The sequence below is a fragment of the Actinomadura sp. GTD37 genome (assembly GCF_041951365.1).
Taxonomy (GTDB): Bacteria; Actinomycetota; Actinomycetes; order Streptosporangiales; family Streptosporangiaceae; genus Spirillospora.
Genome location: NZ_JBGNUS010000002.1, coordinates 202278 through 227505, shown reverse-complemented (window position 1 = coordinate 227505; position 25228 = coordinate 202278). Strand labels below are relative to the sequence as shown.

Sequence of the window (25228 nt, the reverse complement as noted above, 5' to 3'; positions counted from 1 at the left end):
GAGCAGCCTGAACATGTCGCAACCGATGAAGGGCGGGAACAGATGAGCGTCAACACCCGGGAGATGGAGATCGTCCACCGCGTGCTCCGCCGTGAGTCACGGCTGCTGGTGGAGCTCGTCGCGGCCGTCACCCCGGGTGACACCGCTCGCGCCAAGGTGATCGCCGACCATTTCCGCGTCTACCGGCTGGGCCTGCACAACCATCACGAGGGCGAGGACGAGCTGCTGTGGCCGCCGCTGCTTTCCCGGGTGGACCTGGAGGCCGACATCGTCCTGCGCATGCAGGCCCAGCACGAACGCATCGCGGCCACCCTGACCCGGCTGGACGCCGCGTTCCCCGCCTGGGAGGCCACCGCCGGCGCCGACGAACGCGACACCCTCGTGGCCGCCCTCACCGAGCACCGCGCGGTCCTGCTGGAACACCTCGACGACGAGGAGGCCACCCTCCTCCCGCTCGCGGCCAAGCACATCACCGAACAGGAGTGGGCCTCCCTGGGCGACCACCTGGTGAACAACACTCCCAAGCTCACCCTGCTCACGCTCTTCGGCGCCGTCCTGGAAGACGCGAACCCGGCCGAGCGCGCCATCGTCCTCAGCGGCCTCCCCGGCCCGGTCCGCGCCATCTGGCACGTCATCGGCCGCCCCCGCTACGCCCGCCACATCCGCCGCGTCCGCGGCTGAACCCCGCCCCGACCCGTCTGAACGTCAAAGGAGAAGAACCATGTCGCTGAAGAACGTCAACACCGTCCTGGCCACCGCCAGCGTCCTGTTCAGCCTCTACCTGGGGATGTCCTTCATCCTGACCCCCGAGACGTCCGCCCCGGGCTTCGGCCTGCCGACCTGGCCCTCTGGCGACGGCGGCGGCTTCCTCAACGTGAAGGGCAACCGCGAACTCGCGATGGGCCTGGCCATGGGCGTCCTGCTGGTGACAGGCCAACGCCGCGCCCTGGGCTGGGTCCTGCTGATGGTGGCCGTCGCCCCGTTCGGCGACATGATCACCGTGCTGGCCCACCACGGCTCCGTGGCCGCCGCGTTCGGCATCCACGGCCTGACCTCGGCGCTGATCGCGGTCAGCGGCCTGCTGATCCTCCGCGAGACCAGCAAGGCCCGCAAGGCCCAGGAGGCCACCGCCCCGGCGCCCGCCGCGCAGCCCGCCTGACGTCTGCACGCCCCGAAGGGGTTCACGGTGTTCCTTCGCATTTTCTGAGAACTCGAAAAGGGGAGACGACAATGACGATCAGCGATCTGCGCGGTGTCCTCAAGGGGCGCGTGCTCCTGCCCGATGACGACGGCTTTGAACAGGCGGCCACCGCGTGGAATCTGACCGTCAGGTGGTGACCGCCCTCGAACTCGAGCTGTATCCCGCGCCAGTCCTGTACGGCGGGCGCGTGTTCTGGCCGGAGCACCGGACCAGGGAGGTGTACGAAGCGTTCCTGGAGATCACCGCCGAGGCGCCGCGTGAACTCAGTGTCTGGATCAACCGGCTCCAGCCACCCGGCGCGCCGCCGATGGTGACGCTGGATCTGGCCTACCTGGGTGAGACGGCTCAGGGGCTGTTCACCCTGACGACCGGCAGACTCTTCAATGCGTTCTTCTGGACCTACAACGCCGGCCTCGTTATCACCGTCGCCGTCATGACCGTCCGCGGCACACAGACGGTCCTCGGCCACCACACCCCCGAAGCGGCAGCCGCCATCGCCGGAATCGGCAAGGCCTTTGGCCGGGGTCTGCTCAGGGGTCCAGCCCGCGTAGTTGGCGACCTCGCCCGGGCCCGGTCAGTCGCGGGGTCGGTCACGGCGTGCAACATCGGGCGACACCGTCGAGGCGGTCCGGTAACGGGCGGCGGCGGCCAGGGCCTCAGCGTGCCTTCACAGCACCGCCATGGGTGGGGGAATGCCCAGCCAGCCGTCCCGCGAACGGGCGAATACGGGACGGTGCCGATCTTGAAAGGAAGTCCCAGGTCAAGGTGTCCCGAAACCCGTCCCGGAATCGGGGTCTTCGGATTGGGTTCCGGGACGGTTTACGGGACGATTGCGGCGTGCAGCCCACCTCGCAAGCACCCGCCGCCCACACCAACACCGTCCGGATCGGCTACGCACGCGTCTCCGGGCGAGCCCAAGATCACCAGATGCAGCTGGACGCGCTCGCGGCCGCGGACTGCCGAGAGGTGATCATGGAGACCGCCAGCACCCGCGGCGCCCGACCCAAGCTGCGCACCGCCCTGGACATGTTGAAGCCGGGCGACACCTTGGTGATCTACAAGCCGGACCGGATCGCCCGGTCGATGAAAGAACTGCTCTTCCTGCTGGAGGACGAGTTCCACGCCCGGAACGTCAACCTGGAGATCCGCACCGGAATCTGCGCCGGCCTGCACAAGCCGAACGGGCAGACCATCGCGGACAAGATGCTGTTCATGGTCGCGGCGATGGCCGCCGAGATGGAACGCGAACTCATCCACGAGCGCACCATGGACGGCCTCGCCGCCGCCAACGCCCAAGGCCGGTACGGTGGCCGGCCCGCCAAGGTCGACAACGACACCCTCGCCATCGCCCGCGCCCGCCGACAGCGCGGCGAATCGGTCACCGCGATCGCCCGGCACCTGAAGATCGGCCGGTCCACCCTCTACCGCGCTCTCGCCCAAGACGACGACTCCGCCCAGGCGCCAACGTCGGCATAACAGGACCACATCACTCCTCGCCCGTCGGCGAGACCCGTGTTGCGCTCGACGTCACCGCAGGTCGCGGCTATATCCGTTGGAAATTTCGTCGTTGCTACCGGGCCCCCTGCAAGAGACGCGGCTGGTCACCGCACACCGCCGGGCGCCGGGAAGAACCGGGGCGGCGGAGGCTAGAAGAGGGTGGGCGGCTCGGCCGGGACCGGCTCCGGCAGCGCCTCCACCTCCGGCGCGAGCGCCCGCACCTCGCCGTGGAAGCGGCGCGCCAGCGCGAGGGCGTCCGCGTTGTCCGGCGTGTGGACGAACACCGTGGGCGACCGTCCCTCCCGCACCCATTCGGCGGCCTTCTCCACCCAGAACCGCCAGCCCTCGACGGTCCGCTCGGTGTCGTCCCGCCCGAGGTAGCGGACGATCGGACGGTCGGTGAGCGCCGCCGACCGGCGCGGCACGCGCGGCTTCTTCGTCCACGCGTCCCGCTCGGCGTCGCTGGCCGGGCGGCTCCGGAAGAAGGCGGTGGTGTCGAACGGGACCCACTCCGCGCCGGCCCGGCCGAGCACCCGCTCCAGGTCGCGCGCGCAGCCCGCGTCCTCGAAGAACGCCCGGTGACGCACCTCGACGGCGTACCGGTGCGCCGCGGGCAGCCCGCGCAGGAACCCGGCCAGCGTCCCGAGGTCCCCCGGGCCGAACGAGCCCGGAAGCTGCACCCAGAGCGCGTGCGCCCGCGACTCCAGCGGCTCCATCGCGCACAGGAACGCGCGGAGCTCGTCGCCGGAGCCCGCGAGCCGCCCCTCGTGCGTGACCGTCTTCGGCAGCTTCATGACGAACCGGAAGTCGCGCGGCGTCTGCTCCGCCCACGACTCGACCGCGCTCCGCGCCGGCGTCGCGTAGAAGGTCGTGTTGCCCTCCACCGCGTCGCACCAGCTCGCGTAGGCCCGCAGCCGCTCGGCCGGAGGCAGCCCCGGCGGAAGGAAGCGGCCCTGCCATCGCGCGTGGGCCCACATCGCGCACCCCACATGAACCCGCATGCCGCCCGACGCTACCGAAACCGGCGGGGCGATTGCGGCGCGGACGTCCGGGTACGAGCCGCGCGATGACCATCCGCAGGGGATTCGACGCCGTCCCGTCCGCGCTGCGCAGCGCGGCGGCGGTCGCGGCGTGCCTGCTGCTCGTCGCGGGGGCCGTGTGGCTGGTGGTCTACATCCTGTTCAAGGTGATGGCGCTGACGATGGCGGTCATCGCGGCGCTGCTGCTGACCGCGCTGGTGGCGCCGGTGGCCCGGCTGATGCGGCGGCTGCGGGCGCCCGCGTGGGCGGCCGCGCTGTCCGGGCTGCTGACGCTGCTGCTCGCGGTCGCCGGATCGGTCGCGCTGGCGGGCGACCAGGTCGCCGGCCAGTGGCGGAAGATGAGCCACGGGCTGACCGACGGGCTGCGGCGGGCCCGCGAGCAGCTCGTCGAGGGCCCCCTGCCGATCAGCGAGCGGCAGCTGGACAACACCGTCGACGGGCTGATCAAGGCCGCCCGGCGGGCCTCGCCCGACCCGATGACCAGCGCCAGCGTGGCCGCGGAGGCGGCCGCCGCCGCGCTGATCACCATGTTCCTGCTGTTCTTCATGCTGAAGGACGGCGTGCGCATGTGGGGGTGGATCATGCGGCTGGTGCCCGCGCGGCACCGCCCGAAGATCGACGCGGCGGGCCGGGCCGGGTGGCGGGCGCTGGTCTCCTACGTGCACGGCATCGTGCTGATCGCGGCGGCGGACGCGCTGGGCATCGGCCTGGCGCTGGTGCTGATCGGGGTGCCGTTCGCGCTGCCGCTGACCCTGCTGACGTTCATCGCCGCGTTCATCCCGTTCGCGGGGGCGGTCATCGCCGGGGCCGCCGCCGTGCTCATCGCGTTCGTCAGCGGCGGGCTGACCGACGCGCTGCTCGTGCTCGGCGCCGTGATCGCCGTCCAGCAGGCGGAGAGCCACCTCCTGCAGCCGCTGATCATGGGCCGGTCGCTGAACCTGCACCCGGTCGTGGTCGTCGTCTCGGTCGCGGCCGGATCGCTGCTCGCGGGCGTCGCGGGCGCCGTCATCGCCGTGCCCGTCGTCGCGGTCGGGTACCGCGTCGCGTCCGTCCTGTCCGCCGCCTCCGACGACGAGGACCCGGCGCCGGCCGCGTCCGCGGCCGCGCCGGACACCTAGCCGGCCGCGGCGGCCCGTCAGTGCTCGCGCAGGAGGGTTCCCGCGCCGTGGACCTTGTCGTCGATGCCGTTGTCGCGCAGCGCCATCCACCAGGTGGCCGCGTTGATGGCGATCACCGGCAGGCCGAGCCAGCGCTCGGCCTCGTCGGCCGCCGCGACCATCGACAGGTTGGTGCCGCACTGCACGAGCGCGTCGACCTCGCCGGTGGCCAGCTCGCGCAGCGCGTCGCGCAGCTCCGCCTCGGTGACGTGCGCGATCGACACGGCGGTCGGGCATTTCAGCCCGATGATCCGGTCGACCTCGAAACCGATCTCGGTGAAGAACCGCCGGACGTTCGCGTCGCCGACCGGCTGGTACGGGGTGACGACGCCGATGCGCCGCGCCCCGAACAGCTTCAGGGCGCGCTCGCACGCCTCGGCGCCCGTCGCCACCCGCAGCCCGGTGATGTCGCCGATCTGCTTGACGAACTGCTTGTTGCCCTCCACGCCGCCCCAGAACGTCTCGGCGGACATGCCCATCACCATGTAGTCGGGCTCGCAGGTCAGCACCCGCTCGCAGGCCGCGCCGATCTCGTCGCGGATCTGCTCCAGGAGCCGCTCCATGCCCGCGTCCCCGTCCATGTTCTGGTCGCGGATGTGGATGCGGGAGAAATGGGACGTCACGCCGGGGACGCCCATCCGGTAGAAGTCGGGTTCGACGATGGTGTTGGTGGACGGCGCGATCACGCCGAACTTGCGCCGCCAGCCGAGTGCGTCCGTCATGCCGCCGCCCTTTCCGCCTCTGGTGCCCGGGTCGCCATGGTGAGCCGCCAGGCGGCGTAGGCGAACGCCGCCTGGGCGAGGGTGTTGCAGGACTGCTCCACCCACTGCAGGGGGATGGACTGCTCGGCCCGCGCCGCCATCGGGCCGAGCAGGTACTGCCCGGCCAGCCAGAGGCCGAAGAGCGACGCGCCGAGCCGGTCGTCCGCCCGCACGGCCGACCGCAGCAGCATGGCGCCGGCGCCGGTCACCGCGATGATCGTCCACACCATCGCGGGCCAGGAGTCGCGCAGGACGGCCGAGGCCGCCAGCGCCGCGACGAGCGGGGCGGCGAGCACGGCCGGGTGGCCCGGCCGGCGCAGCTCCCGCGCCAGCGCGAACACCAGCAGCGTGAAGCCGATCGCCAGCAGCGGGAACAGCGCCTCGTGCAGCCAGCGGACGTCCGGGCCGTCGAGGGCGACGATCAGCTTCCAGGTCGCCTTGGCGAACCCGCCCGCGACGACGAGGACGGCCGCGACGGGGACCAGCGGGTGCTTGTGCCGGAGCAGGGCCACGCCGGCCGCGGTGAGCGCCACCGGGACGAAGTCCTCGACGGCCAGTGCGATCGGGTAGTCGGTCATGCCCCGCCTCCCGTCCCGCCGCCGGCCCGGTCGCCGAACAGGTCGCGCTTGCGGACGGTGCCGAGCAGGAACCGTCCCATGATCTTGGGGGTGGTGAGCCAGGCGACCGTGCCGCCGTTCTTCGTCCCGGCCAGGACCTTGCCGGCCAGCCAGGGCGTCACCGTCTCCACCTGGTCGGCGAGGATGTTGAAGACCTTCTTCGCCTTGGCCAGCTCGTCGGGGGAGTAGTCCTGGAGGAGCAGGTCGGTGACGACCATGCCGGGGGACAGGTGCGCGACCTTGACCGGGCCGCCCTTGACCTCCTTGGCCAGGCCGCCGGTGAGGTAGTCGGTGCCGCGCTTGGTCGCCCCGTAGGCGATCAGCCCGGGGACGGTGCGGCCGTCGCTGCCGAGCCCGGCCATGTTCCACACGGTGCCGCCGCCCTGCGCGGTCATGCCCCGCACCGCGACGGCGCTGCCGTGCATCACGCCGAGCAGGTTCGCCGCCACCACCGTCTCGAGCTGCTCGGGCGGCAGCTCGGTGAGGGGGCGGCGGGCGGTGGACACGCCGGCGTTGTTGATCCAGTGGTCGATCCGCCCGAACGCCTCGGCGGCCGTGTCCCACAGCGCCTGCACCTGCTCGCGGTCGGCCATGTCGCAGACGGCGCCGACGGCGCCGTCGCCGAGTTCGGCGAGCGCCTTGTCGACCGACTCCCGCGACCGGCCGCAGATCGCGACCCGGACGTCCCTGGCCAGGAACTCGCGGGCGAGCCCGAGCCCGATCCCGCGCGTCCCGCCGGTGACGACGACCGCCGGCCCCGCCGCCCGTTCCGTCATGCGTCCTCCCAGGTCAGCACGCCGTGCAGGACGCTGTTCAGGACGCCGCCCTTGAACAGCTCGTACACCACGGCGAGCGTCTCGCCGGCCGACATCCCCGGCGTGGCGTCGATCATGAACTCGCGGCCCTTCAGCTTCCACACGTCGGTGAAGTGGACGCTGGGGTAGTCGGCCCGCCCGAACGCCTGCGAGTTGCCCCAGGCGTCGGGGCCCTCGAAGAAGGAGCGGGTCCCGTCCCGCCTGGCCACGACCGTGTAGGCGCGGTCGAGCGCGCCGGTCCAGGTGACGTGCCGGCGGGTGCGCAGCAGGTCGACGGGCTCCAGCTCCATCGACACGGTGACCTCGCCGGCCGGTTTCTGGTCGGCGCCCCACAGCTCGCACGTCCCGCTGTAGGCGCCGCGCCGCTTGGTCGGCAGGATGTACGGGACGGGGCCGTGCCGGGTCTCGTCCTCCAGGAACCGGTCGATCGCCTCCCGGGTCCCGGGGTTGTCGTCGTAGTCGGTGCTGCGCTTGTAGACGCCGTTGAAGCAGCCGACGACCGTCCAGCCCTGGTAGAGGGTGGACGAGTACACCTGCGTCTCGCCGTCGGGCAGGACGTGGTTCCAGGTGTTGAGGTCGACCTGCCAGCCCGGCCCGTAGTAGTGCGCGTCGACGAACCCGCCGTAGGGCTGGCCGGTGCCGTGGAAGTCGGGCCCGGTGTAGACGCGGTCGCTGTCGGAGTCGACGACCCCGAACGCGAACGGCGCGCCCAGCCGGAAGCGCCCGGCCATGGGGCCGCCGCCCTCCAGGCCGCCGTCCATGTAGTAGGTGGTGGTGCCGTCCTCGAAGACCGACGACCGGCGGATGTCCTCGAACCCCTGCCAGGTGCCGGCCGCGTCGAACAGCGACGGGCGGCCGTGCCACTCGCCCGCGATGCGGGTCTGCCACTCGCTCGGCTCAGCCATCGGCCTTCCCTCCGTCCCGCAGGTCGTTGCTCAGCAGCTCGCCGCGCAGCTCCTCGGCCTGCTCGTCGCCGACCAGCCGGGCCACGTTCGCCCACACGGGGTCGACCTCCGGGCTGAAGAGGGCGGCGCGGTTGCGGGCGTCGCGGGCGGCGAGGTCGGTGTCGGCGAGCGTGGCCCGCACGTCGTCGGGGACGCCCTTCGCCAGCAGGTCGCGCCAGTGCTCGAAGTAGCGGTCGAGGTAGGCGCCGACCTGCGTGAACTGCTCCTCGGTCGCCCTGTTGACGAGCATCCAGGGCGACATCATCGCGTACTGGCGCGGCCCGATCGCCGCCGTGGACGGCCCGAACCGCTCCCGCACCTCCTCGAACGCCGGCGTCAGCGGCTGGAAGACCGCGTTCACGTAGTCCAGGTGCGCGCCCAGGTCGGCGCGCGGCACGAGGTCGATGTGGTAGGCGAGGTAGCCGCCCGCCTTGACCGAGTCGAGCGTGAAGTGCGGGACGGCCGAGTCCGCCGCGGTGAACGCGAAGATCATGTGGCTGTCCATGCCGATCTGGTCGACGGTCAGCCCGATGCAGACGACCTTGGCGATCCGCTCGCCGCGCAGGACGCGCAGCGTGCCGACCGGGTCCGGGGACATGGGGCTGACCAGGTCCTTCTCGCGGACCGTCGTCAGCTCCTCGACGTCCGCCAGCGCGGCCAGCGTCCGATCGCTCAGCGCCTTGGGCTGCGACACGCTCACTCGCCCGCTCCTTCCGTGGGGTCTTCGGTGGTGGTCTCCGGGACGGGGGCCGGGGCGCCGCCGCGGGCGCGGTGCTGCCACGCGCGGGCCAGCTCCGGGTTCTCCCTGCGGGCCGGGGACGGGATGACGGTGGCGCTGCCGCGCTTGCCGTTGACGGTCATCTCGTCGTCGTCGCCGACCCACCAGCCGTCCGCCATCAGCTGCTGCCGCCGCCGCCGGTAGGCGACCTGGAGGGAGTCGCTGCGCAGGTGCAGCTCGTCGGGGAGGTCGTAGGGCAGCAGCTCGGGGCGCTGGCTCTCCACCACGGGCTTGTCCTGCAGCAGGATGCTGCGGATCCGCTTGCGCGCGTCGCGGTCCGCCCACCGGCCGGTGAAGAAGTTCCGGTAGCCGACGATCTTGACGAGGGTGCGGTTCCGGTCGAGGGGGATGTTGTGGTCGTAGAGCACCATGTCCCCGAACGGCAGCCGGACGTGCAGCTTCACGATGTTGGGCAGGTACCAGCCGTTCGTGGTCAGCACCTCCTCCGGCGCCTCCTTGTACAGCCGCTTCCACAGGCCCCTCGCGGGCGGCGGGCTGAGGCTGATGTCGGCGACCGCCGACCAGTCGTCCTGGACGATCTCGTAGTCCGGGATCTCCGGCTTGTCCGGGTTGCCGAACCGGGTGCCGTGCACGAACGGCGTGTGCGAGGCGTCGACGACGTTCTCGAACGTCCGCTCGTAGTTGGCCTCGATGACCATCTCGACGTACACGGTGGCGAACGACGGGTCGTCGTGCTCGGGGAAGTGCGGGATGGGCGGGCGCTCGTCCTCCGGCAGGTCGCCGAGGAACGCCCAGATCAGCCCGTACTCCTCCCGGATCGGGTAGGCGTCGACGCGGGCCTTCTTCGGGATGCCGCGCCCCTCCGGGTTCGCCGGGATCTTGCTGCACGCGCCGTCCGGCTCGTACTGCCAGCCGTGGTACGGGCAGGCGATCCTGTCGTCGATCAGCTTGCCCTCCGACAGCGCGGCGCCCCGGTGGACGCACAGGTCGGACAGGCACACCACCTGGCCGTCGCGCTTGCGGTAGAGGACGAAGTCCTGGCCCAGGCAGGTCACCCGCTTCGGGGCGCGGGTGACCGCGTGCGCGAACTCGACCGCGTACCAGAAGTTCTTGAGCATGGTGGCTCCTAACGGCGCCGGAGGTCGATGAGCGCCGGGTCCGCGGACGGGGTCGTCTCCTCCCCGCGCACGTGGGCGCGCAGGAAGGCGGTGACGAGGTCCGTGAACGCGCGGCGGGACTCGGCCGGGTCGGTCCCGGGCCGCCGGTCGAGGAAGGCGCGGGCGGCGGTCGGGTCGACCGGGTCCGCGACGGCGAAGTGGTTGGCGCCCCGCACGACGGCGAGCAGGTCGCGCGGATCGCGCAGCGCCTCGTCGAAGGTGCGGGCCACCGGATCGGGCACCTTGTGGGGGGACGACCCCGCACGCCCCCCGGCAACCGCGCCGGAGGGCCCGTCATGCTCGTACCGGTCGGAACTCCCCATGATCACGCCGTCCTCGGTGCCGACGCCCAGCAGGACCGGGCAGTCGACCTGGGCGGGCAGGACGGTGCCGGCGGGCCAGCCCAGCATGGTCGCGACCATGGTGTGCGTCCCGTAGGCGAAGCAGGCCCGGACGCCGGGGACGAACCGGGCCGACTGGAGCACGACCGTGCCGCCCGCCGAATGCCCGCCGAGCGCGATCCGGTCGAGGTCGAGCACGTCCTTGAGCAGGTCGATGCCGGTCAGCGCGTCCAGCACGGCGGGGATGGCGGGGCAGGTCGGGCGGGTGCCGTAGGCGTCCGGGCGCGCCGCGTCCAGGTCGACGCCCGGCGTCAGCCCGTACTGGCCGCCGAACAGCTCCGCCACCCGGTCGAACGTCACGACGACGAACCCGGCGGCGGCGATCGCGGAGGCCAGGCCCCGGTAGACCGCCTGCTCGACGTTCACGCCGGAGCAGAACACGACCACCGGGTAGGGGGCGTCCCGCGGGTCGGGCGGGATCACCCCGGACAGCCGCTCGGCGTCGGTGCCCTCGGCGCGCGCCGGGTAGTAGACCTTCAGGTGCGCGGTGCCGAACGGGGCGGGGCCGCCGGTGTCCGCCGACCACCACAGGGACCGCACGTCCATGGGGGCGCTCATGGGCGGGGCAGCTCTCGGTCCCCGCCCCACAGCGCCCGGACGAGCCGGTCGGTGGTCTCCTGCCCGAAGTACCGGACGCCCATCACGTTCGCGGGGTCGCGTTCGGCGATGTTGCGCCGCGTCGCGAGGTCGGCGGCGGCGAGCGCCGCCCGCTCCTCGGCGGGCACGGGCGGGGCCTCGTCGACCCAGCCGAGCCAGCGGTCCACGTGCTCGTTCAGCAGCCGCTCGACGAGGTCGACGTTCCCGTCCTCGCGGGGGAAGGAGTGGCAGTGCGCGGTGGGCGACAGGCTCGCCCGGATGAACCCGGCGCGGCTGGTGAACCACTCCAGCTGCGGGTTCTCCTCCCGGACCGCCAGCCAGTCCTCGTTGAGGGGCTCGTAGTAGGCGTCGTAGTACGCGCCGTCGGCGAGGAGGTTCACGCGGGGGACGGAGTCGACGTAGAACCAGCCCTCCGGCCAGACCAGGAGCGCGATGCCCAGGTGCGGGACGCGGACCTGCGGGCCGAGCCACACCGTCAGGTGCAGGTTGGCGAAGCCCGCGGTCGGGTTGCCGAGCCACGAGTGGACCATCCAGTCGATCTCCGGCCCGCTGTAGGCGGCCAGCCGCCCGCCGGGGCTCTCCGGCGGGTTCCCGTAGGACTCCAGGGCTTCGCTGGACGGGTCGCGCGTCAGCTCGAACCGGGCGTCGATCTTCGCCTTCAGTCCGGTCAGGATCGTCCCGAACCGCTCGAAGGTCTCGGTCACGTCGGTGACGGGGGACTCGTCCACCATCTGCTCGACGTGCTGCAGCGTCTCCTTCGACCGCGGGGTTTCCTTCAACTGCGGGGTCTCCTTCAACGGGGTGCTCCGCTCGGTGCGTCGTCGGCCAGCGCGGTGACCGCGTGCGCGGGTCGCCCGCCGACCAGGTCGGTGTTCTTGGAGACGAGCCGGTTGACGGCCTGGGCGGGGTGGACGGCCGCCACGGTGACCGGCTCGGTGGCGCGGGTGACGAGGGGATGGCTGATGCGGCCCTCGAACGGGCCCTGCCAGGCCGTCCACAGGGTGAAGTCGGCGGGGAGGGCGAGGACCAGCCCGCCGTCCGGCCCGGAGGCGACGACGTTCAGCCGGTTCTCGGCGGCCCGCTCGGGAAGGCCGAGCGCGGTCTCCCAGTCCTCCGCCGGGGTGAAGGGCACCGCGACGGCGTCGGCGTCGGCGACGGCGGCCAGCCGGAAGACCTCGGGGTAGAGGGCGTCGTCGCCGGTGACGAGCACGAGCCGGCCCCAGGGGAGGGTGAAGACCTCGAGCCGCTCGCCGTACTCGGTGGCCCAGCCCGAGTGCCGCGCGGAGGCGTGCAGCTGGCGCTGGGTCCCGGCCAGGCCGCCGGCGTTCACCAGGCAGGCGGCGTGCGCGGAGCCCGCGCGGGCGGTGGTCACCGCGTGCGCCGTCGTGCCCTGGAGGGCGGCGGCCAGTTCCGCGGCGACCGCGCCGGCGTCGGCCTCGGCGCCGAACGCCAGCTCGGGCAGGACGATCAGCTCGGCGCCCGCGTCCGCGGCCCGCCGCACGAGACCGGGGGAGCGGACGACGGCGACGTCCAGCTTCTCCGCGCCCGCCGGCGCCTCGCGGGGGCGGGGCGGCCGGACGATCGGCGTGTAGAGCCGCGGCCTGCGGGAGGCGAAGAGGTCGGTCCCGTCCGGGCGGGTCTTGTCGTCGGCGAGCGAGGGGTCGATGTCGGCGACGACGACGGCCTCGCCGGTGCGCGGGCCCTTTGCCACGACCGTCCCGTCCGGCGCGACGATCTGGCTCTCGCCCGCGCCGTCGAGGAGCTCCGGCGGGACGCCGAGCCGCTCGGCGATCGCGGGCAGCAGCGCGGCGGGCAGCAGCGGGCCGACCTTGTTGGCCGCCACCACCCACGCCTTGTTCTCGGCCGCGCGGACGGGGACGTGCAGGCTCGCCTCGTCGACGGCGAACGAGTTGAGGCTGTTGAGCAGCACCTGCGCGCCGCGCACCGCCAGGTCGCGGGGGACGTCGCTGGTGACGCCCTCCATGCAGGCGTACATGCCGAGGCGGCCGTGCGGGGTGGCGACGACGGGTCCGGCGGCGGCGCCGGCGTCGAGGTGGTCGCCTTCGGCGCCCATCAGCGTCAGCTTGTCGGACCGGCCGAGCAGCGTGCCGTCCGGGCCGTAGAGCAGGCTGCTCACGGTGATCCGGCCGCCGTCGGCCAGCGTGACGTTGATCTTGAGGTGCACGCGGTGCGCGGCGGCCCGCGCGGCGACCGCGGTGAGGAACGGCCCGTCCAGGGCGCAGGCGTGCCGCTCGGCGGACGCCCGGTCCTCGTACCAGGACAGGCGGTTGCAGAATTCCGGCAGAACGATGATGCTCGCACCCTGGGCGGACGCCCGATCCACCATGCGCAGGCAGGTGGCGAGGTTGCCGGGTACATCGAGGTCCGCCGCGAACTGGACGGCGGCCACCCGGACCTGACCCATCGGGCCTCCCGGTTCCCGTAGCGAAACGCTGTTTCCAAAACCTTACAAGCGCGGGCGTCCGGCCGCCAGAGCCGTCGCGAAGAATCTTCACGTCGGCCGGACCCCGCCCGCCGGTCCGGCGGGCGGGGCGACGGTCAGGACGCGCCGGACAGGGTCTCGATCCGGCCGGTGGACAACTGGGACTGGTAGTAGGAGCCGCCGGGCAGGTATGTGGCGGTCTGCGTGCCGTTGAAGGCGTCCTTGGCCCAGGCGACCGCGAACGTCTGGAGGGTCGCGATGTTCTCGGCCTTCGGGGTGCCGCAGGCGAGGGTTCCGACGCCGTCGGTGCTGGCGCCCTCGGCGTCGGTGTGCGCGCCGCCGGTCAGCCGGACGCCGACGAACGGCGCGTGCACGCCGGCCTGGACGGCGTCGGTCCCGCTGCCGCTGTTGTTGCAGGTGCCGTCCGGTCCGGAGATCGTGCGGATCATGCGGCCCGTCCCGTCCACCGCGTTCAGCCCGGTGTTGAGGTTGTTGCCGATGAACGACTTCACCGGGTCGAGCAGCACCAGGCCGCGGACCCTGGCCCAGCCCGCCGCGCTGTCGGTGCGGAGCCGCCCGGCGACGTAGCTGACGGCCTCGCCGCCCGCCGAGTGCCCGGAGAAGACCACGGAGCCGGGCAGGGTGAGCCCGGTCCGTCCCGCTTCGGCCTTGGCCTTGGTGAAGCTGCGGCCGAGCTTGTCGGACGGGTCGCCCATCTTGGCGAAGAGGTCGGCGACGTTGCCGAGGAAGTCGGTGTTGTTGCCGATGTTCTGCAGCGTGCAGCCGAAGATGTTCGCGGTGGGCAGGGTCGGGGCGAACACGAGGTAGCCGGCGGCCGCGTACTTGGACGCGAGGTCCGCGACGTGGTCGTTGGCGCGGGCGAAGCCGTGCTGCAGCCACACCAGGCCCTGGGGCGTGCCCGACGGGAAGTACCAGTCGGCGCTCTGGTTCAGGGTGGTGAACGCGCAGCGGATCTCGACGGTGGTCTGGATGCGGGTGACGGCGGCGTTGGCTGGGGAGAGGGGGCCGATGAGCGTGAGGGCGAGTGCGGCGCCGGTGGCTCCGGTCAGGGAACGGACGGCACGGACGGTGCGCATGCTGCCTCCGAAGGGGACCACCCTGTTTCCCTGTGAGAAACAGAGTTTCCAATATGGCTCCCCCATTAAGCACTCTGGCGGAGGAGAGGGCAATGGGCGGGGCGCGGCGATTGGGTAACGGAGCGGAGCTCGCGCGAGGGCGCGGCCGTCAGCCCGGATAGGCGTTCGCGCCCATGCCGCCGCCGCCCGCGCGGAACGCGGCGGGCGCGTGGATCGCGCAGACCTGCGCGTACTCCAGCAGGCCCTCGACGCCGTACTCGCGGCCGTGCCCGCTGCGCTTCACCCCGCCGAACGGCGCCCGCAGGGCCATCCCGGTGCGGTTGTGGGTGTTCACGAACGTGAAACCGGCGTCGAACCGGCGGGCGAACGCGAACGCGCGGTCCTCGTCGGCGGACCAGACGGAGGCGCCGAGGCCGAGGTCTCCGGCGTTGGCGCGGGCCGCCGCCTCGTCCTCGTCGTCGTAGGCCAGCAGCGGCGCCACCGGGCCGAACTGCTCCGCGGCCACGATCGGCGCGTCGTCGGCGACGTCCATGACCAGGGCCGGGCGGACGAAGTGGCCGCGCTCCATCTCGGCCCGGACCTCGCCCAGCTCGACGACGGTGCCGCCGCGCTCAGCCGAGCCGGCGACCAGGCCGCGGATCCGCTCCGCGGCGTCCGCGGAGATGACCGGGCCGACCGTGGTCCCCTCGTCCAGGGGGTCGCCGAGCACGAGGACGCGCCCGGCCGCCGCCAGGTAGGCGTCGCGGATCTCGGCGAGCCGGGACCTCGGCGCGTACACCCGCTTGGCGGCCATGCACACCTGGCCCGCGGTGGCGAACGACGCCATGACCAGGCGGTCCATCGCCTCGTCGGTGAGGTCCGCGTCGTCCAGCAGGACGACCGGGTCGTTGCCGCCCAGCTCCAGCAGGACGGGGGTGATCGCCTCGGCGGCGGCCGCGCCGATCGCGCGGCCCGCCTCGCTCCCGCCGGTGAACGCGACCCGGTGCACGCGGGGGTGGCCGACCAGCGCCCGGCCCGCCGCGGCGCCGCCGTGCACCACCTGGACGAGGCCCGGCGGGAACGCCGCCAGCACCCGGGTGACCGTCAGCGGCGCGAGCGGCGACGGCTTGACCACCACCGTGTTCCCCGCCGCCAGCGCCGGCCCCACCTTGAGCAGCGCGAGGATGACCGGGGCGTTCCACGGCGTGACGGCCGCGACCACCCCGTACGGGCGGTGCCGCAGGACGAGCCGCCCCGCCGCGTCGTCGGTCTCCCGGTCGGCGAGCGCCGCCGGCGCCCGCTCGGCGACCCAGCGCAGGTAGGCGGCGGCGAACCGCAGCTCCCCGGCGCAGTCGGCGAGCGGCTTGCCGGACTCGCGCGCCAGCAGCACGGCCGCGCCGGGCAGCGCGTCGACGGCGTCGGCGGCCGCGCGCAGGACGTCCGCCCGCTCGCCGGCGGGCTGCCGCCGCCACGCGCGCTGCTCCGCCTCCGCGTCCCGGACGGCCCGGTCCACGTCCGCCTCGTCCGCGACCTGGACCCGGCCGACGATCTCGCCGAGCCGGGCCGGGTTCTCCCGGACGATGTCGCTCCGCGGCGGGCCGCCCGGCATCAGGCGACGTCCCGCAGCGAGGCGATCATCGACGTCCGCAGCAGGTACCGCCGCGCCTCCACCGGATCGGCGGCGAGCCGCCGCAGCTCGTCGTGGTACCCGCCCGGGTCGGCGGACCGCATCCGCTCCCAGTTGGCGTGCGTCGCCCGCTGCACGAACGACCGCGCCGTCTCCCGGCGCGCCGCCGCGGCGGCGTCGAGCGCGGCCTCCGGGCCGCCGTCCAGCACGTCGGCGAGCGCGCCCGCCAGCCGCACGGCGTCGTGGATGCCGCTGTTCATGCCCATGCCGCCGAGCGGGTTGTTGACGTGCGCGGCGTCCCCGGCCAGCAGCACGCGGCCGGTCCGGAACGTCGCGGCGACGCGCTGGTGCACGCGGTACAGGCTGGCGTGCGCGACGTCCCAGGCCGTGTCGGCGACGCCGCGCAGCCGCTCGGGCAGCCGCGCCAGCTCGCTCTCGTCGGGCGTGCCGTCGGCGGTCGGGAACAGCACCCGCCAGTGGTCCGGGGTGCGCAGCAGCACCAGCCACTCGGCGGGGTCGAAGACGTAGTTCACCGCCGCGATGCCGGGGAGCAGGGCCCCGACGTCGGTCCGGGTCGAGGCGACCAGGAAGCGCTCCGGGTAGGTCATGCCCTCGAACGCGACGCCCAGCGAGTGCCGGACCGCCGACCCCGCGCCGTCCGCGCCGATCAGCCAGCCGCCGCGGAAGCGGTCACCGGCGGAGGTCGCCGCCTCCACGCCGCCCGCGTGCGGCAGGACGGCCCGCACGGCGGCGCCGAACCGCACCTCGCCGCCCGCGGCGAGCAGGTGCTCGCGCAGGATCGGGGTGAGCTTGCTCTGCTCGCACTGCACGCGGAACGGGTACGGCGTGTCGCCGGACAGGACGGACAGGTCCAGCTCGGCGATGACGCCGCCGCGCCGCTCCCGGTACTGGAACGTCCGGGACACGAGCCCGCGCTCCAGCAGCGCGTCCAGCACGCCCAGCTCGTCCAGCATCTCCAAGGACGGCGGATGGAACGTGGAGGCGCGCGACTCGGCGGCCAGCCCGTCCTCCGCCTCCAGGACGGTGACCGGCACGCCGCGGCGCGCCAGCGTCAGCGCCGCGGTGAGCCCCACCGGGCCCGCCCCGGCGACCAGCACGCGTTCCATCAGCCCTCCCGGGAGTGCAGGGCGAACCCGTCCTCCACGCCGACGACGCGCGGGTTGGTGAAGAACCGCAGCGTCTCCGCCGTGCCCTCCTCGCCCAGCCCGGACGCCCCCCACGCGGGACGGGGCGCGAACAGGTGCAGGCTCAGCACGCTCGACCCGTTGACCTTGACCTCGCCGGCCCGGACGCGCCGGGCCACGGCCAGCGCCGCGTCCTCGTCGGTGCCGGCGACGTACCCTTCGAGCCCGTAGGCGGTGCCGTTCGCCAGCGCCACGGCCTCGTCCAGCGTCCGGTAGGTGTGGACGGTGGCGACGGGCCCGAAGATCTCCCCGGTGGCGTCGCGGGGGTCCGCGCCCGTGACGAGCGCGGGGGCGAGGTAGTTGCCGTGCTCGGGCACCTCGGTGGTGGAGACGAGCCGTCCGCCGAGCGCGTCCCGCTGCGCGGCGACGAGGTCGCGGTGGCGCGAGTGGACCAGCGGCCCGAAGTCGGTGTCCTCGTCCAGCGGCGGGCCGGCGCGCAGGGCCGCGAGCCGTTCGCCGATCGCCTCCAGCAGCGCGTCCTGGCGGGCCTCCGGCACGATGAGCCGGCCCAGCGCGCGGCACCACTGCCCGTTGAGCGTGGTGAGCAGGTCGACGGCGGCGCGCGCGGCGCGGCCGGGATCGGCGTCCGGCATCACGATCAGGGGGTTGTTGCCGCCCAGCTCCAGCTGGACGGGCTTGAGGCCGGCCGCGCAGGCGGCGGCGACCGACCGGCCGCCCGCGGCGCCGCCGGTGAACGACACCGCGCGGATCCGGGGGTCGCCGGTCAGCCGCGCGCCGGTGCCGCCGTCGCCGTGGACGAGCTGGAACACCCCGCCGGGGACGCCGCGTCCGGCCAGCACCTCCGCGACGACCTCGGCGAACCGCTGGCTCCCCCGCGGCGCGTACTCGCTGGGCTTGAGGATCGCGGGGCAGCCGGCGGCGAGCGCGTTGGCGACCTTGTGCGCGGCCATCGGGGCGGGCGCGTTCCACGGGACCAGGCACAGCGCCGGGCCCCACGGCAGCCGCCGCACCTCGACCGCGCGGCCGTCGTCGCGGGTGAACGCGGTGTCCGGGCCGCCGCGCAACTGCTCGGCGGCCAGCCGGAACGAGCCCGCCACGATCACGCCGAGCGGGACCGACTGCCGGATCGGGACGCCGGTGGCCGCCGCCTCCAGGGCCGCGATCTCCGCGGTCACCGGTTCGAGCGCGCCGGCGATCTCGTCGAGCAGGGCGGCGCGCTCGGCGGCCGGGCGCGCCGCCCAGCCGTCCGCGGCCGCCTCGGCCCCGGCGAGCGCGCGCTCCACCCGCTCCTCGCCGGTGATCCCGGCGGGGCCGATCTCCGCGCCGGTGGCCGGGTCCTCCAGGACGGGGCCGCCGCCGGGCGCCTCCGCCCACTCCCCGTCCACCAGGTCGCGGTGGGGCGGGGTCACTTCGGGACGCTCGCGAACAACTCGTTCTCCTTGCTCTCGGTGAGGACCTGGGCGGCCTCCAGCCTGCCGCGCTCCGCCGGGAACGTCATCACCAGCCCCATCGCGAGGTCGCGCAGCGTCCGCCCGATGACGCCGTCCATCGTGGCGGCGGACGTGCCGCACGCCTTGAACGCGCCGAGCGCGACCTGGAAGCACGACTCGGCGATGTCGCCCTTGGCGATCCGCCACTGCCGGTACACCTCGGGCTTCGGCCGCAGCGGCGGCTCGGAGGTCTCCAGCTCCAGCTGCCGGCGGATCCACAGGTAGGCCGTCTCCAGCCGCTCGGTCATGTCGCCGATGAGCACCTGGTGCATCGGCGAGGACGCGACCGGCCGGCCGGAGTCGGCGAAGGTCTTGCGGGTCAGCCGGTCGAGGGCGAAGTCGTAGACGTTCTGCGTCGCGCCCAGGTAGCAGGCCGCGATGGCGAGCTGGTTGCCGACGAAGCTGCCCCGGCTCACCTGGAGCATCCGCACGAACGCGCCGGGGACGGTGAGGGCCTCCTCCGCCGGGATGAACACGTCGGTGAGCGTCACCCCGTGGTTGTTGGACGCCCGCATGCCGAGCCCGTTCCAGGGGGCGCGGGACACGACGCCGGGCGCCTCGCGCGGCACCAGGAACAGGGCCAGCCCGTCGGCGTCCGACGTGCCGTCCAGCCGGGCCGTCACCAGGTAGGTGTCGGCGACGCCGGTGGCGCAGCCGAACGACTTCACCCCGTTGAGGAGCCAGCCGCCCTCGGCGGGGGCCGCGGTCGTGGCGATCGCGATGTTGGCGCTGGACGACTTCACCTCCTCGCTGGCGAAGTTGGCCATCCAGGTCCCGGCGGCCATCCGGCTCAGCACCTTCTCGGCGAACGCGCGCACGGGCTTGCACTCGTCGTCCCCGCTGAACAGGCCGGCCTCGATCGCCTCCAGCGGCAGCAGGCCGCGCGAGGCGCTGGTGTTGTGGAAGAAGAACGACAGCGCGGTGGACGGGCAGGCGGCGCCCATCGCGTAGGTGGCGGCGGCCAGGTCGCGCAGCCCGCCGCCGAGGCCGCCGTACTCGGTCGGCACCACCAGGCCGAGCAGGCCGGCGTCGCGCAGCAGCGCCACGTGCCCGGCCGGGAACTCGGCCGCGGCGTCGGCGGCCGCGGCGGCCTCGCGCAGCCGCGGCAGCACCGCCTCCACGCGTTCGGCCCGCGCGCGTTCGGCGGCGGTCATGGACTCGACGAGCCGTGCGCCGGTCAGCGCCATCGGCTGGGTCGTCGTCTGGGTCATCGGTGGATCCCTTCAGCTGGTCAGGAGGCGGCCCGGTAGGTGCGGCCGGGGAGGGCCGACCCCCAGACGGCCTCCAGGTCTGCGGCGGCGGCCACCAGGGCGGCCCGGTCGATCGGGGTGGCGACGTCGAGGCGGGCGGCCAGGAACAGGACGTCCTCGGCGCACAGGCCGCCGTCGACGCCGCCGAGCGTCACGTCGAAGCTCCGGACGCCGCTCTTCATCGCGGTCAGCGCGTTCGCGAGGCCGAGCCCGTACGCCTCGCGCAGCCGCACCCGGAGCGGCACCGGCCGCGCGCGGGCCACCGCCTCCTGGAGCAGGTTGCGGACGAGCAGCGGGGACGCGGCCTCCGGGCCCTCGTCGAGCGCGATCTCGGCGCACCCGGCGGCGACCATCCGGTCGACGGCGGTGAGCACGTCCCGCTCCCGGGCGGGGGCGAAGACGTCGCCCACGCGGCCGATGACGGACAGGTCCCGGTCCCGGGCCTGCTCGATCAGGCGCCCGGCGTCCGGGCCGTCCGCGATCTCCGCGGTGACGCCGGACCCGCGCGGCACCTCCGCCAGGCACGCCGCGTCCTCGACCAGCATCGACCACTCGGGCTGCGGCGCCCCGTCCGGCGTGCGGGCGGGCGGGAAGGGCGTCCGGACGCGGACGCCCGCGGCGCGGACCGAGTCCAGCAGCCGCGCGACGCCGGTCCGGGTCACGCGGGCGGGCGCGGTGCCGGACGCGCTGAGCCGGCGGTGCAGCGCGGCGGCGAGCCCGGTGTCGGCGATGGTCACCTCGTCCGGCAGCGGGTCGGCGAGCTGGCCCCAGGCGCGGGAGTGGAACAGCAGCGGCGCGGTGCGGCGGGGCGTCCGGGCGGTCAGCACCTCGCCGACGAAGATCGTGTGGTCGCCGCCGGGGTAGGCGTGCACGACCCGGCAGTCGAGCCAGGCGACCGCCTCGCCGAGCACGGGCGCGCCGGTCGGCGCGGCGCTCCAGGAGCCGCGGGCGAACCGGTCGCCCGGTTCGCGGCCCGCGAACCGGTGCCCGATGGCGGCCTGGTCCTTGCCGAGGACGCTGACGGCGAACACGCCGCTGCGCTCGACCAGCTCGTGCGTGTGGATGTGCCGCGCGAGGCAGACCATGACCAGCGGCGGGTCGAGGCTGACGCTGCCGAACGAGCCGGCCGTCATGCCGTGCCAGCCGGTGCCGGAGACGGTGGTCACCACCGCGACGCCGGTCGGCCACTGGCCCAGCACCGCACGGAAGGTCTGTGCGTCGACCGTCACGGCATCGTGCCCTTTCGTTTCGCTCCACGAAACACTGTAACGCTCACGGTAACGACCGTGCGGAGCGGGTGTCAACGCCCCGAGCGGTGACAAGCGTTTCCGCACGGGAAACGGAATGCCCTAGACTGCGGCTGAGCCCGCCCCGTCGGAAGGAACCGCCGTGTCGCGCAGTGCGACCTCTTCGAGCGCCCCCGCGTCCCCCGCGCCCCCCGCCGAGGAGGGCGAGGGGCAGAGCCGGTCGATCGCCGCCGTCGAGCGCGCGATGGACGTCCTGCTGCTGTTCGGCCGCAGCGGCAGGCCCGACCTCGGGGTGACCGAGATCGCCACCGAGCTCGGCCTGACCAAGGCCGCCGTGCACCGCATCCTGACCGCGCTGCGCAGCCGCGAACTCATCGCCGTCGACGCGGTGACCCGCCGGTACGCCCTCGGGCACGCCGCCATCGCGCTCGGCCGCGCCTACCTCTCCCGCATGGACCTGCGCGCCCTGGCCGCCCCCGAGCTGCGCCGGCTCGCCCAGCAGCTCGGGGAGACCGCGACCCTGTCGATCCGCCGCGGCGACACCCGGCTGTACGTCGACCAGGCCGTCCCGCCGCACGAGCTGCGGGTGGAGGTCAGCCTCGGCATCCCCTACCCGCTGCACGCGGGCAGCTCGTCGAAGGTGATCCTCGCCTACCTGGACGAGGCCGAGGTCGACGGGCTGCTCGCCCGGCACCCGCTGGAGGCGCTCACCGAGCGGACCATCGTCGACGACGAGCGGCTGCGCAGGGACCTGGCGGCGATCCGCAAGCGCGGGTACGCCTCGTCCCAGGGCGAGCGCCAGGAGGGGACGGCCTCGATCGCCGCGCCGGTCTTCGACCACGACGGCCGGGTCATCGCGGCGCTCAGCGTGGCGGGCCCGCTGGTCCGGTTCAAATCGCGGATGGCCGAGTGCGCCCCGCCGCTGGTGGAGTCCGCGGCGCGCGTCTCCGGACAGCTCGGCCACGGCGGCTGACGGGGCCGCGGGACGGCCCGCGGCGGAGGGCACCGGGTCCGCCGGTCACAGGTCGGCGCCGGGTTTGAAGACGCCGAGCGCGGCGGCGCCGAGGACGGCCGCCCAGATTCCGAACACGTACGGCAGGCAGCCGTCCACCGCGCGCCGGAGCCTGCGCTCGACCTCCGGGGTGGAGCCGCCGCTCATGAGGGCGCCGAACGCCGGCCCGAAGGGCCGCAGCGTGATCCGGATGCCGAGCCCGCAGGCGATGGCGGCGGTGTAGAGGGCGACCTTGCCGCCGAGCCAGCGCGGGTCGGTGGTGACGCCGAACGGGCGGTCGGCGAAGAGCGTGTAGGCGGCCGTGCAGGCGAGCGCGGCGATGAGCCCGATCCGGACCGCCCAGTCGGCCCGGCGCACCCAGGGGAAGCGCCCGTGCGTGCGGTGGTCGGCGATCGTGGCGGCGAGCCAGGCCGCGGCGAACAGCCACACGAGCAGGACCTGCCACCAGCCGAAGGCGGGCGCGCCGAACACCTCGGCGCCGTGCGCGTCCAGCGCCATGAGCGTCACCCCGCTCGGCAGGAACAGCACCAGGCAGATCTTCGGGCCGAGGTCGAGCCCGCTCATCACGCTCAGCGCCGTGGCCCGCGCGGCCGGGGTCAGGTCCGGTTTGAGGACGTACCGGCTGGAGTAGAAGACCCCGAGGTCGCCGCCCAGCCAGAAGACGAAGAGCACCAGGTGCAGCAGGATCCACCAGCCGTGCGCGTGCGCTCCCACGAGCGTCCTCCTCAATTGGAAACCGCGTTTCGCTGTGCGAACCGTAACACGGCATTTCGGGCGGCGGCCTCAGGCGGCGGCGGTGCGCGTCCGCCGCCCGGCCAGCTCGGCGAAGACGACGAGCCGGTAGGCGGCGGAGAACTTCGGATGGCAGGTGGTGAGCGTGAGCATCGCCGCGCGCGGCCTGCGGCCGGGCTTGCCCGGCACCGGCGAGGTCACGTCGGTGCGGTTCGGCCGCACGACGGTCTTGTGCGTCACCGTGTAGGCGTAGGTCGTGGTGGCCGTGTCGATGAGGATCTCGTCGCCGCGCACCAGTTCGCCGTTGCGCTCGAACGGCCCGCCGTAGGTGGTGCGGTGGCCGGCGATCGCCATGTTCCCGATCTCGCCGGGCGCGGCCGTCCCCGGGTAGTGGCCGGGGCCCTTGCGCAGGTCGGCGACCCCCACGCCCTCCACGACCGTGTACCGGTAGGACGAGCCGAACTTCGGCACGCGCAGCCGCACGTAGGCCCGGCCCTCGGACGGGGCGGGGGCGGCCGCCGCCCGCTGCCGCGCTCCGGCGGCCGCGAGCTTCCTGGTCCGCGCCGCGTTCCACTGCTGTTCGAGGTCGTCGTGCAGGTCGCCCTGCTGCCGGTGGGCGTATTCGCCGGTCCCCCAGGAGAGGTAGCCGACGAACAGGGCGAGGACGAGGCCGGCGGTCATCGCCAGCTCGGCCGTGGTTCGCAGCACCGTCCGCATGGTCGGGAACCGTAACCGTTTCGAAGGGAAACGGCGATCCCCAGAGTGAAACGATTGGGTCTCCAGTGGCGTCCGCCCCTTGACATCGCCGGGGCACAGCGGTTTCGCTGTGCGCACGTTGCGAAACTCTGTTTCTCTCTCCGAAACAGAGTCGGAGAGGAGCGACGACGAAAATGAGACGCACACGCACCGCACTGCGCGGAGCCGCCGCGGTCGTCACCGCGGCGGGAGCCGTCACGGTGCCGGTGGCCGCGGCCGGAGCCGCGCACGCCGGTACGGGCCAGGTCCCGTACCAGTGCCAGATCTTCAGCACCGTCTTCGACTACGACGCGACCGTCACGGTCTCCGCGCCGGCCTCGGCCGGCGTCGGCGACGAGGTCACCGTCGAGGCCGACTTCTCGAACCTGCCCGGCGTGGCGCCGCTGCCCGTCAACTCCTGGACCACCACCGGAACCCTGAACGTCTCCGGCGCGCAGACCGGCTCGGTGCCGATCCAGGCACCGAAGCGTACCGAGACGATCCCCGCGCACGGTGAGCTGCCCATCGGCAAGGTCACCGGCAAGCTGACGCTCGGCGCCGCCGGCGCGGTGAAGATCGCGCCCGCCGGGCTGACGATCGTCGCCGACGCCGGGGCCCAGGCCACCATCACCTGCACGCCGAAGGCCGCCCCCGGTCCCCTCGCGACCATCGACGTGGGGGAGGGCGGGCCCGGAGCGTCGGTCAGCCCGTCCACCGTCGTCCAGGGCGGCGCCATCAGCGTCACCGGCGCGGGCTGGGAGCCGGGCGCGGTCGAACTGGCGCTGTGCGACGCGGGCGGCGCCGCCTGCGCGGCCGGCGACCTGACCGGGGCGGCGGCCTCCGCCGACGCCGCCGGAAAGCTCACCGCGTCGGCGACCGTCGCCGAGTCCGCCGCGCCGGGCGCCCGCACCCTCGTCCTCACCCAGGGCGCGGTCACCCGGAGCGTCGCGCTGACCGTCACCGAGAAGACGCCGCCGCCGACCGGCGCGTGCGCCGACGAGCCCGCCGAGCAGTGCGGCGAGCAGAAGATCAACCTGACCGTCGACGGCGGGCCGCTCACGATGTCCCGCGCGGCGGGCGAGGTCGACCTGACCCCGGTGACGCTGGACGGCACCGAGCAGAGCGCGACCGGGTCGCTCAAGCAGGTCGAGGTCATCGACGCGCGCGGCGGCAGCACCGGATGGTCGCTCACCGGCACGATGACCGACTTCTCCGCCCCGGCCGGCACGAAGATCCCGGCCGGCAACCTGGCCTGGACCCCGTCGTGCGCGGGCGCGCCGGGCGCCAGCGCCGTCACGCCCGGCAGCGCCGGTCCGCTCAGCACCACCACGGCGGCCACGCTGTGCAGTGCACCGGACGGCTCCGGGCAGATCGTCGGCGGCACGTTCACCGCCGGCGCCGGGCTGAAGCTGACCGTCCCGCCGGCGACCGGCGCGGGCCGCTACACCGCCGTCCTCACCCTGACGCTGTCCTGACCGTTCCGAACCCCCGCGGCCGGGCGGAGCGCTCCGCCCGGCCGCCCCG

25 protein-coding genes are annotated in these 25228 nt (G+C 73.9%); 7 read left to right on the top strand and 18 right to left on the bottom strand.

The genetic code is table 11. The features are described 5' to 3' along the window. The first annotated feature begins 42 nt into the window (after window positions 1–42). From ACA511_RS15150 to ACA511_RS15135, 4 genes are all read left to right on the top strand, one after another. Window positions 43–681 (top strand): hemerythrin domain-containing protein, encoded by a 639-nt coding sequence (locus ACA511_RS15150; protein WP_375024938.1) that lies wholly within the window; start codon window positions 43–45, stop codon window positions 679–681. A 40-nt stretch (window positions 682–721) separates the two neighbouring features. Further along, window positions 722–1159 (top strand): DUF4267 domain-containing protein, encoded by a 438-nt coding sequence (locus ACA511_RS15145; RefSeq protein WP_375024937.1) that lies wholly within the window; start codon window positions 722–724, stop codon window positions 1157–1159. Window positions 1160–1334: 175 nt separating this feature from the next. After that, a complete protein-coding gene (locus tag ACA511_RS15140; protein ID WP_375024936.1) occupies window positions 1335–2171 on the top strand; it encodes a DUF2871 family protein in 837 nt (278 codons plus the stop codon). After that, complete coding sequence (locus ACA511_RS15135) at window positions 2129–2677, top strand: recombinase family protein (RefSeq protein ID WP_375024935.1); 549 nt, start codon at window positions 2129–2131, stop codon at window positions 2675–2677. The genes ACA511_RS15140 and ACA511_RS15135 overlap by 43 nt, the downstream gene beginning before the upstream one ends. A gap of 170 nt (window positions 2678–2847) precedes the next feature. Here the strand turns inward: ACA511_RS15135 and ACA511_RS15130 are convergent, their stop codons facing one another. After that, window positions 2848–3699, bottom strand: coding sequence for a DUF72 domain-containing protein (locus ACA511_RS15130; protein WP_375024934.1), 852 nt, complete (start codon window positions 3697–3699; stop codon window positions 2848–2850). 65 nt (window positions 3700–3764) lie between these two features. Here ACA511_RS15130 and ACA511_RS15125 point away from each other — a divergent pair, with 65 nt between their 5' ends. Next, window positions 3765–4856, top strand: a complete 1092-nt coding sequence (locus tag ACA511_RS15125) for an AI-2E family transporter (RefSeq protein ID WP_375024933.1) — start codon at window positions 3765–3767, stop codon at window positions 4854–4856. Between the two features lie 17 nt (window positions 4857–4873). On the opposite strand, the gene ACA511_RS15120 is transcribed toward ACA511_RS15125, so the two are convergent. The 15 genes from ACA511_RS15120 to ACA511_RS15050 form a co-directional block, all read right to left on the bottom strand. Then, window positions 4874–5617 (bottom strand): arylmalonate decarboxylase, encoded by a 744-nt coding sequence (locus ACA511_RS15120; protein WP_375024932.1) that lies wholly within the window; start codon window positions 5615–5617, stop codon window positions 4874–4876. Then, window positions 5614–6234 (bottom strand): hypothetical protein, encoded by a 621-nt coding sequence (locus ACA511_RS15115; RefSeq protein ID WP_375024931.1) that lies wholly within the window; start codon window positions 6232–6234, stop codon window positions 5614–5616. Before ACA511_RS15115 ends, ACA511_RS15120 begins: the two co-directional genes overlap by 4 nt. Beyond that, entirely contained in the window at window positions 6231–7049 is an 819-nt protein-coding gene (locus ACA511_RS15110) for an SDR family oxidoreductase (RefSeq protein WP_375024930.1), read from the bottom strand. Before ACA511_RS15110 ends, ACA511_RS15115 begins: the two co-directional genes overlap by 4 nt. Beyond that, a complete protein-coding gene (locus tag ACA511_RS15105) occupies window positions 7046–7993 on the bottom strand; it encodes a hypothetical protein (protein WP_375024929.1) in 948 nt (315 codons plus the stop codon). Before ACA511_RS15105 ends, ACA511_RS15110 begins: the two co-directional genes overlap by 4 nt. Beyond that, the gene (locus tag ACA511_RS15100) at window positions 7986–8732 is read right to left on the bottom strand and encodes a hypothetical protein (protein WP_375024928.1); all 747 of its coding nucleotides are present in this window, start codon (window positions 8730–8732) and stop codon (window positions 7986–7988) included. The genes ACA511_RS15105 and ACA511_RS15100 overlap by 8 nt, the downstream gene beginning before the upstream one ends. After that, complete coding sequence (locus tag ACA511_RS15095; RefSeq protein ID WP_375024927.1) at window positions 8729–9889, bottom strand: Rieske 2Fe-2S domain-containing protein; 1161 nt, start codon at window positions 9887–9889, stop codon at window positions 8729–8731. The genes ACA511_RS15100 and ACA511_RS15095 overlap by 4 nt, the downstream gene beginning before the upstream one ends. An 8-nt stretch (window positions 9890–9897) precedes the next feature. Beyond that, window positions 9898–10875 (bottom strand): alpha/beta hydrolase family protein, encoded by a 978-nt coding sequence (locus ACA511_RS15090; protein WP_375024926.1) that lies wholly within the window; start codon window positions 10873–10875, stop codon window positions 9898–9900. An 8-nt stretch (window positions 10876–10883) separates the two neighbouring features. Then, on the bottom strand, window positions 10884–11705 hold the full coding sequence (locus tag ACA511_RS15085; RefSeq protein ID WP_375024925.1) for an oxidoreductase: 822 nt from the start codon (window positions 11703–11705) through the stop codon (window positions 10884–10886). Window positions 11706–11719: 14 nt separating this feature from the next. Beyond that, window positions 11720–13351: a nitrilase-related carbon-nitrogen hydrolase gene (locus ACA511_RS15080; protein ID WP_375024924.1), complete on the bottom strand. Its 1632-nt coding sequence runs from the start codon at window positions 13349–13351 to the stop codon at window positions 11720–11722. Window positions 13352–13485: 134 nt separating this feature from the next. Then, window positions 13486–14466, bottom strand: a complete 981-nt coding sequence (locus ACA511_RS15075; RefSeq protein WP_375024923.1) for a hypothetical protein — start codon at window positions 14464–14466, stop codon at window positions 13486–13488. 148 nt (window positions 14467–14614) lie between these two features. Further along, on the bottom strand, window positions 14615–16054 hold the full coding sequence (locus tag ACA511_RS15070) for an aldehyde dehydrogenase family protein (RefSeq protein ID WP_375024922.1): 1440 nt from the start codon (window positions 16052–16054) through the stop codon (window positions 14615–14617). Continuing rightward, the gene (locus tag ACA511_RS15065) at window positions 16054–17199 is read right to left on the bottom strand and encodes an FAD-dependent oxidoreductase (protein ID WP_375024921.1); all 1146 of its coding nucleotides are present in this window, start codon (window positions 17197–17199) and stop codon (window positions 16054–16056) included. Before ACA511_RS15065 ends, ACA511_RS15070 begins: the two co-directional genes overlap by 1 nt. Continuing rightward, entirely contained in the window at window positions 17199–18647 is a 1449-nt protein-coding gene (locus ACA511_RS15060) for an aldehyde dehydrogenase family protein (RefSeq protein ID WP_375024920.1), read from the bottom strand. Before ACA511_RS15060 ends, ACA511_RS15065 begins: the two co-directional genes overlap by 1 nt. Beyond that, entirely contained in the window at window positions 18644–19939 is a 1296-nt protein-coding gene (locus tag ACA511_RS15055; RefSeq protein WP_375024919.1) for an acyl-CoA dehydrogenase family protein, read from the bottom strand. Before ACA511_RS15055 ends, ACA511_RS15060 begins: the two co-directional genes overlap by 4 nt. Before the next feature lie 20 nt (window positions 19940–19959). Next, window positions 19960–21207 carry a flavin reductase gene (locus tag ACA511_RS15050; RefSeq protein ID WP_375024918.1) on the bottom strand — a complete coding sequence of 416 codons (1248 nt, stop codon included), beginning with the start codon at window positions 21205–21207 and terminating at the stop codon, window positions 19960–19962. A gap of 160 nt (window positions 21208–21367) precedes the next feature. Between ACA511_RS15050 and ACA511_RS15045 the strand changes: the two genes are divergently transcribed. Beyond that, window positions 21368–22198 carry an IclR family transcriptional regulator gene (locus tag ACA511_RS15045; RefSeq protein ID WP_375024917.1) on the top strand — a complete coding sequence of 277 codons (831 nt, stop codon included), beginning with the start codon at window positions 21368–21370 and terminating at the stop codon, window positions 22196–22198. 45 nt (window positions 22199–22243) lie between these two features. On the opposite strand, the gene ACA511_RS15040 is transcribed toward ACA511_RS15045, so the two are convergent. Then, the gene (locus tag ACA511_RS15040; protein WP_375024916.1) at window positions 22244–22951 is read right to left on the bottom strand and encodes a hypothetical protein; all 708 of its coding nucleotides are present in this window, start codon (window positions 22949–22951) and stop codon (window positions 22244–22246) included. Window positions 22952–23020: 69 nt separating this feature from the next. Beyond that, entirely contained in the window at window positions 23021–23686 is a 666-nt protein-coding gene (locus ACA511_RS15035) for a class E sortase (RefSeq protein ID WP_375024915.1), read from the bottom strand. Between the two features lie 173 nt (window positions 23687–23859). Here ACA511_RS15035 and ACA511_RS15030 point away from each other — a divergent pair, with 173 nt between their 5' ends. Continuing rightward, window positions 23860–25179, top strand: a complete 1320-nt coding sequence (locus tag ACA511_RS15030) for a hypothetical protein (protein ID WP_375024914.1) — start codon at window positions 23860–23862, stop codon at window positions 25177–25179. Window positions 25180–25228 lie beyond the last annotated feature (49 nt).

Coding starts and splice junctions, on each gene's coding strand:
- ACA511_RS15150 (WP_375024938.1), top strand. CDS start 43: ATGAGCGTCAACACCCGGGAGATGGAGATCGTCCACCGCGTGCTCCGC.
- ACA511_RS15145 (WP_375024937.1), top strand. CDS start 722: ATGTCGCTGAAGAACGTCAACACCGTCCTGGCCACCGCCAGCGTCCTG.
- ACA511_RS15135 (WP_375024935.1), top strand. CDS start 2,129: ATGCAGCTGGACGCGCTCGCGGCCGCGGACTGCCGAGAGGTGATCATG.
- ACA511_RS15130 (WP_375024934.1), bottom strand. CDS start 3,699: ATGCGGGTTCATGTGGGGTGCGCGATGTGGGCCCACGCGCGATGGCAG.
- ACA511_RS15125 (WP_375024933.1), top strand. CDS start 3,765: ATGACCATCCGCAGGGGATTCGACGCCGTCCCGTCCGCGCTGCGCAGC.
- ACA511_RS15120 (WP_375024932.1), bottom strand. CDS start 5,617: ATGACGGACGCACTCGGCTGGCGGCGCAAGTTCGGCGTGATCGCGCCG.
- ACA511_RS15115 (WP_375024931.1), bottom strand. CDS start 6,234: ATGACCGACTACCCGATCGCACTGGCCGTCGAGGACTTCGTCCCGGTG.
- ACA511_RS15110 (WP_375024930.1), bottom strand. CDS start 7,049: ATGACGGAACGGGCGGCGGGGCCGGCGGTCGTCGTCACCGGCGGGACG.
- ACA511_RS15105 (WP_375024929.1), bottom strand. CDS start 7,993: ATGGCTGAGCCGAGCGAGTGGCAGACCCGCATCGCGGGCGAGTGGCAC.
- ACA511_RS15095 (WP_375024927.1), bottom strand. CDS start 9,889: ATGCTCAAGAACTTCTGGTACGCGGTCGAGTTCGCGCACGCGGTCACC.
- ACA511_RS15090 (WP_375024926.1), bottom strand. CDS start 10,875: ATGGACGTGCGGTCCCTGTGGTGGTCGGCGGACACCGGCGGCCCCGCC.
- ACA511_RS15080 (WP_375024924.1), bottom strand. CDS start 13,351: ATGGGTCAGGTCCGGGTGGCCGCCGTCCAGTTCGCGGCGGACCTCGAT.
- ACA511_RS15075 (WP_375024923.1), bottom strand. CDS start 14,466: ATGCGCACCGTCCGTGCCGTCCGTTCCCTGACCGGAGCCACCGGCGCC.
- ACA511_RS15070 (WP_375024922.1), bottom strand. CDS start 16,054: ATGCCGGGCGGCCCGCCGCGGAGCGACATCGTCCGGGAGAACCCGGCC.
- ACA511_RS15065 (WP_375024921.1), bottom strand. CDS start 17,199: ATGGAACGCGTGCTGGTCGCCGGGGCGGGCCCGGTGGGGCTCACCGCG.
- ACA511_RS15055 (WP_375024919.1), bottom strand. CDS start 19,939: ATGACCCAGACGACGACCCAGCCGATGGCGCTGACCGGCGCACGGCTC.
- ACA511_RS15035 (WP_375024915.1), bottom strand. CDS start 23,686: ATGCGGACGGTGCTGCGAACCACGGCCGAGCTGGCGATGACCGCCGGC.
- ACA511_RS15030 (WP_375024914.1), top strand. CDS start 23,860: ATGAGACGCACACGCACCGCACTGCGCGGAGCCGCCGCGGTCGTCACC.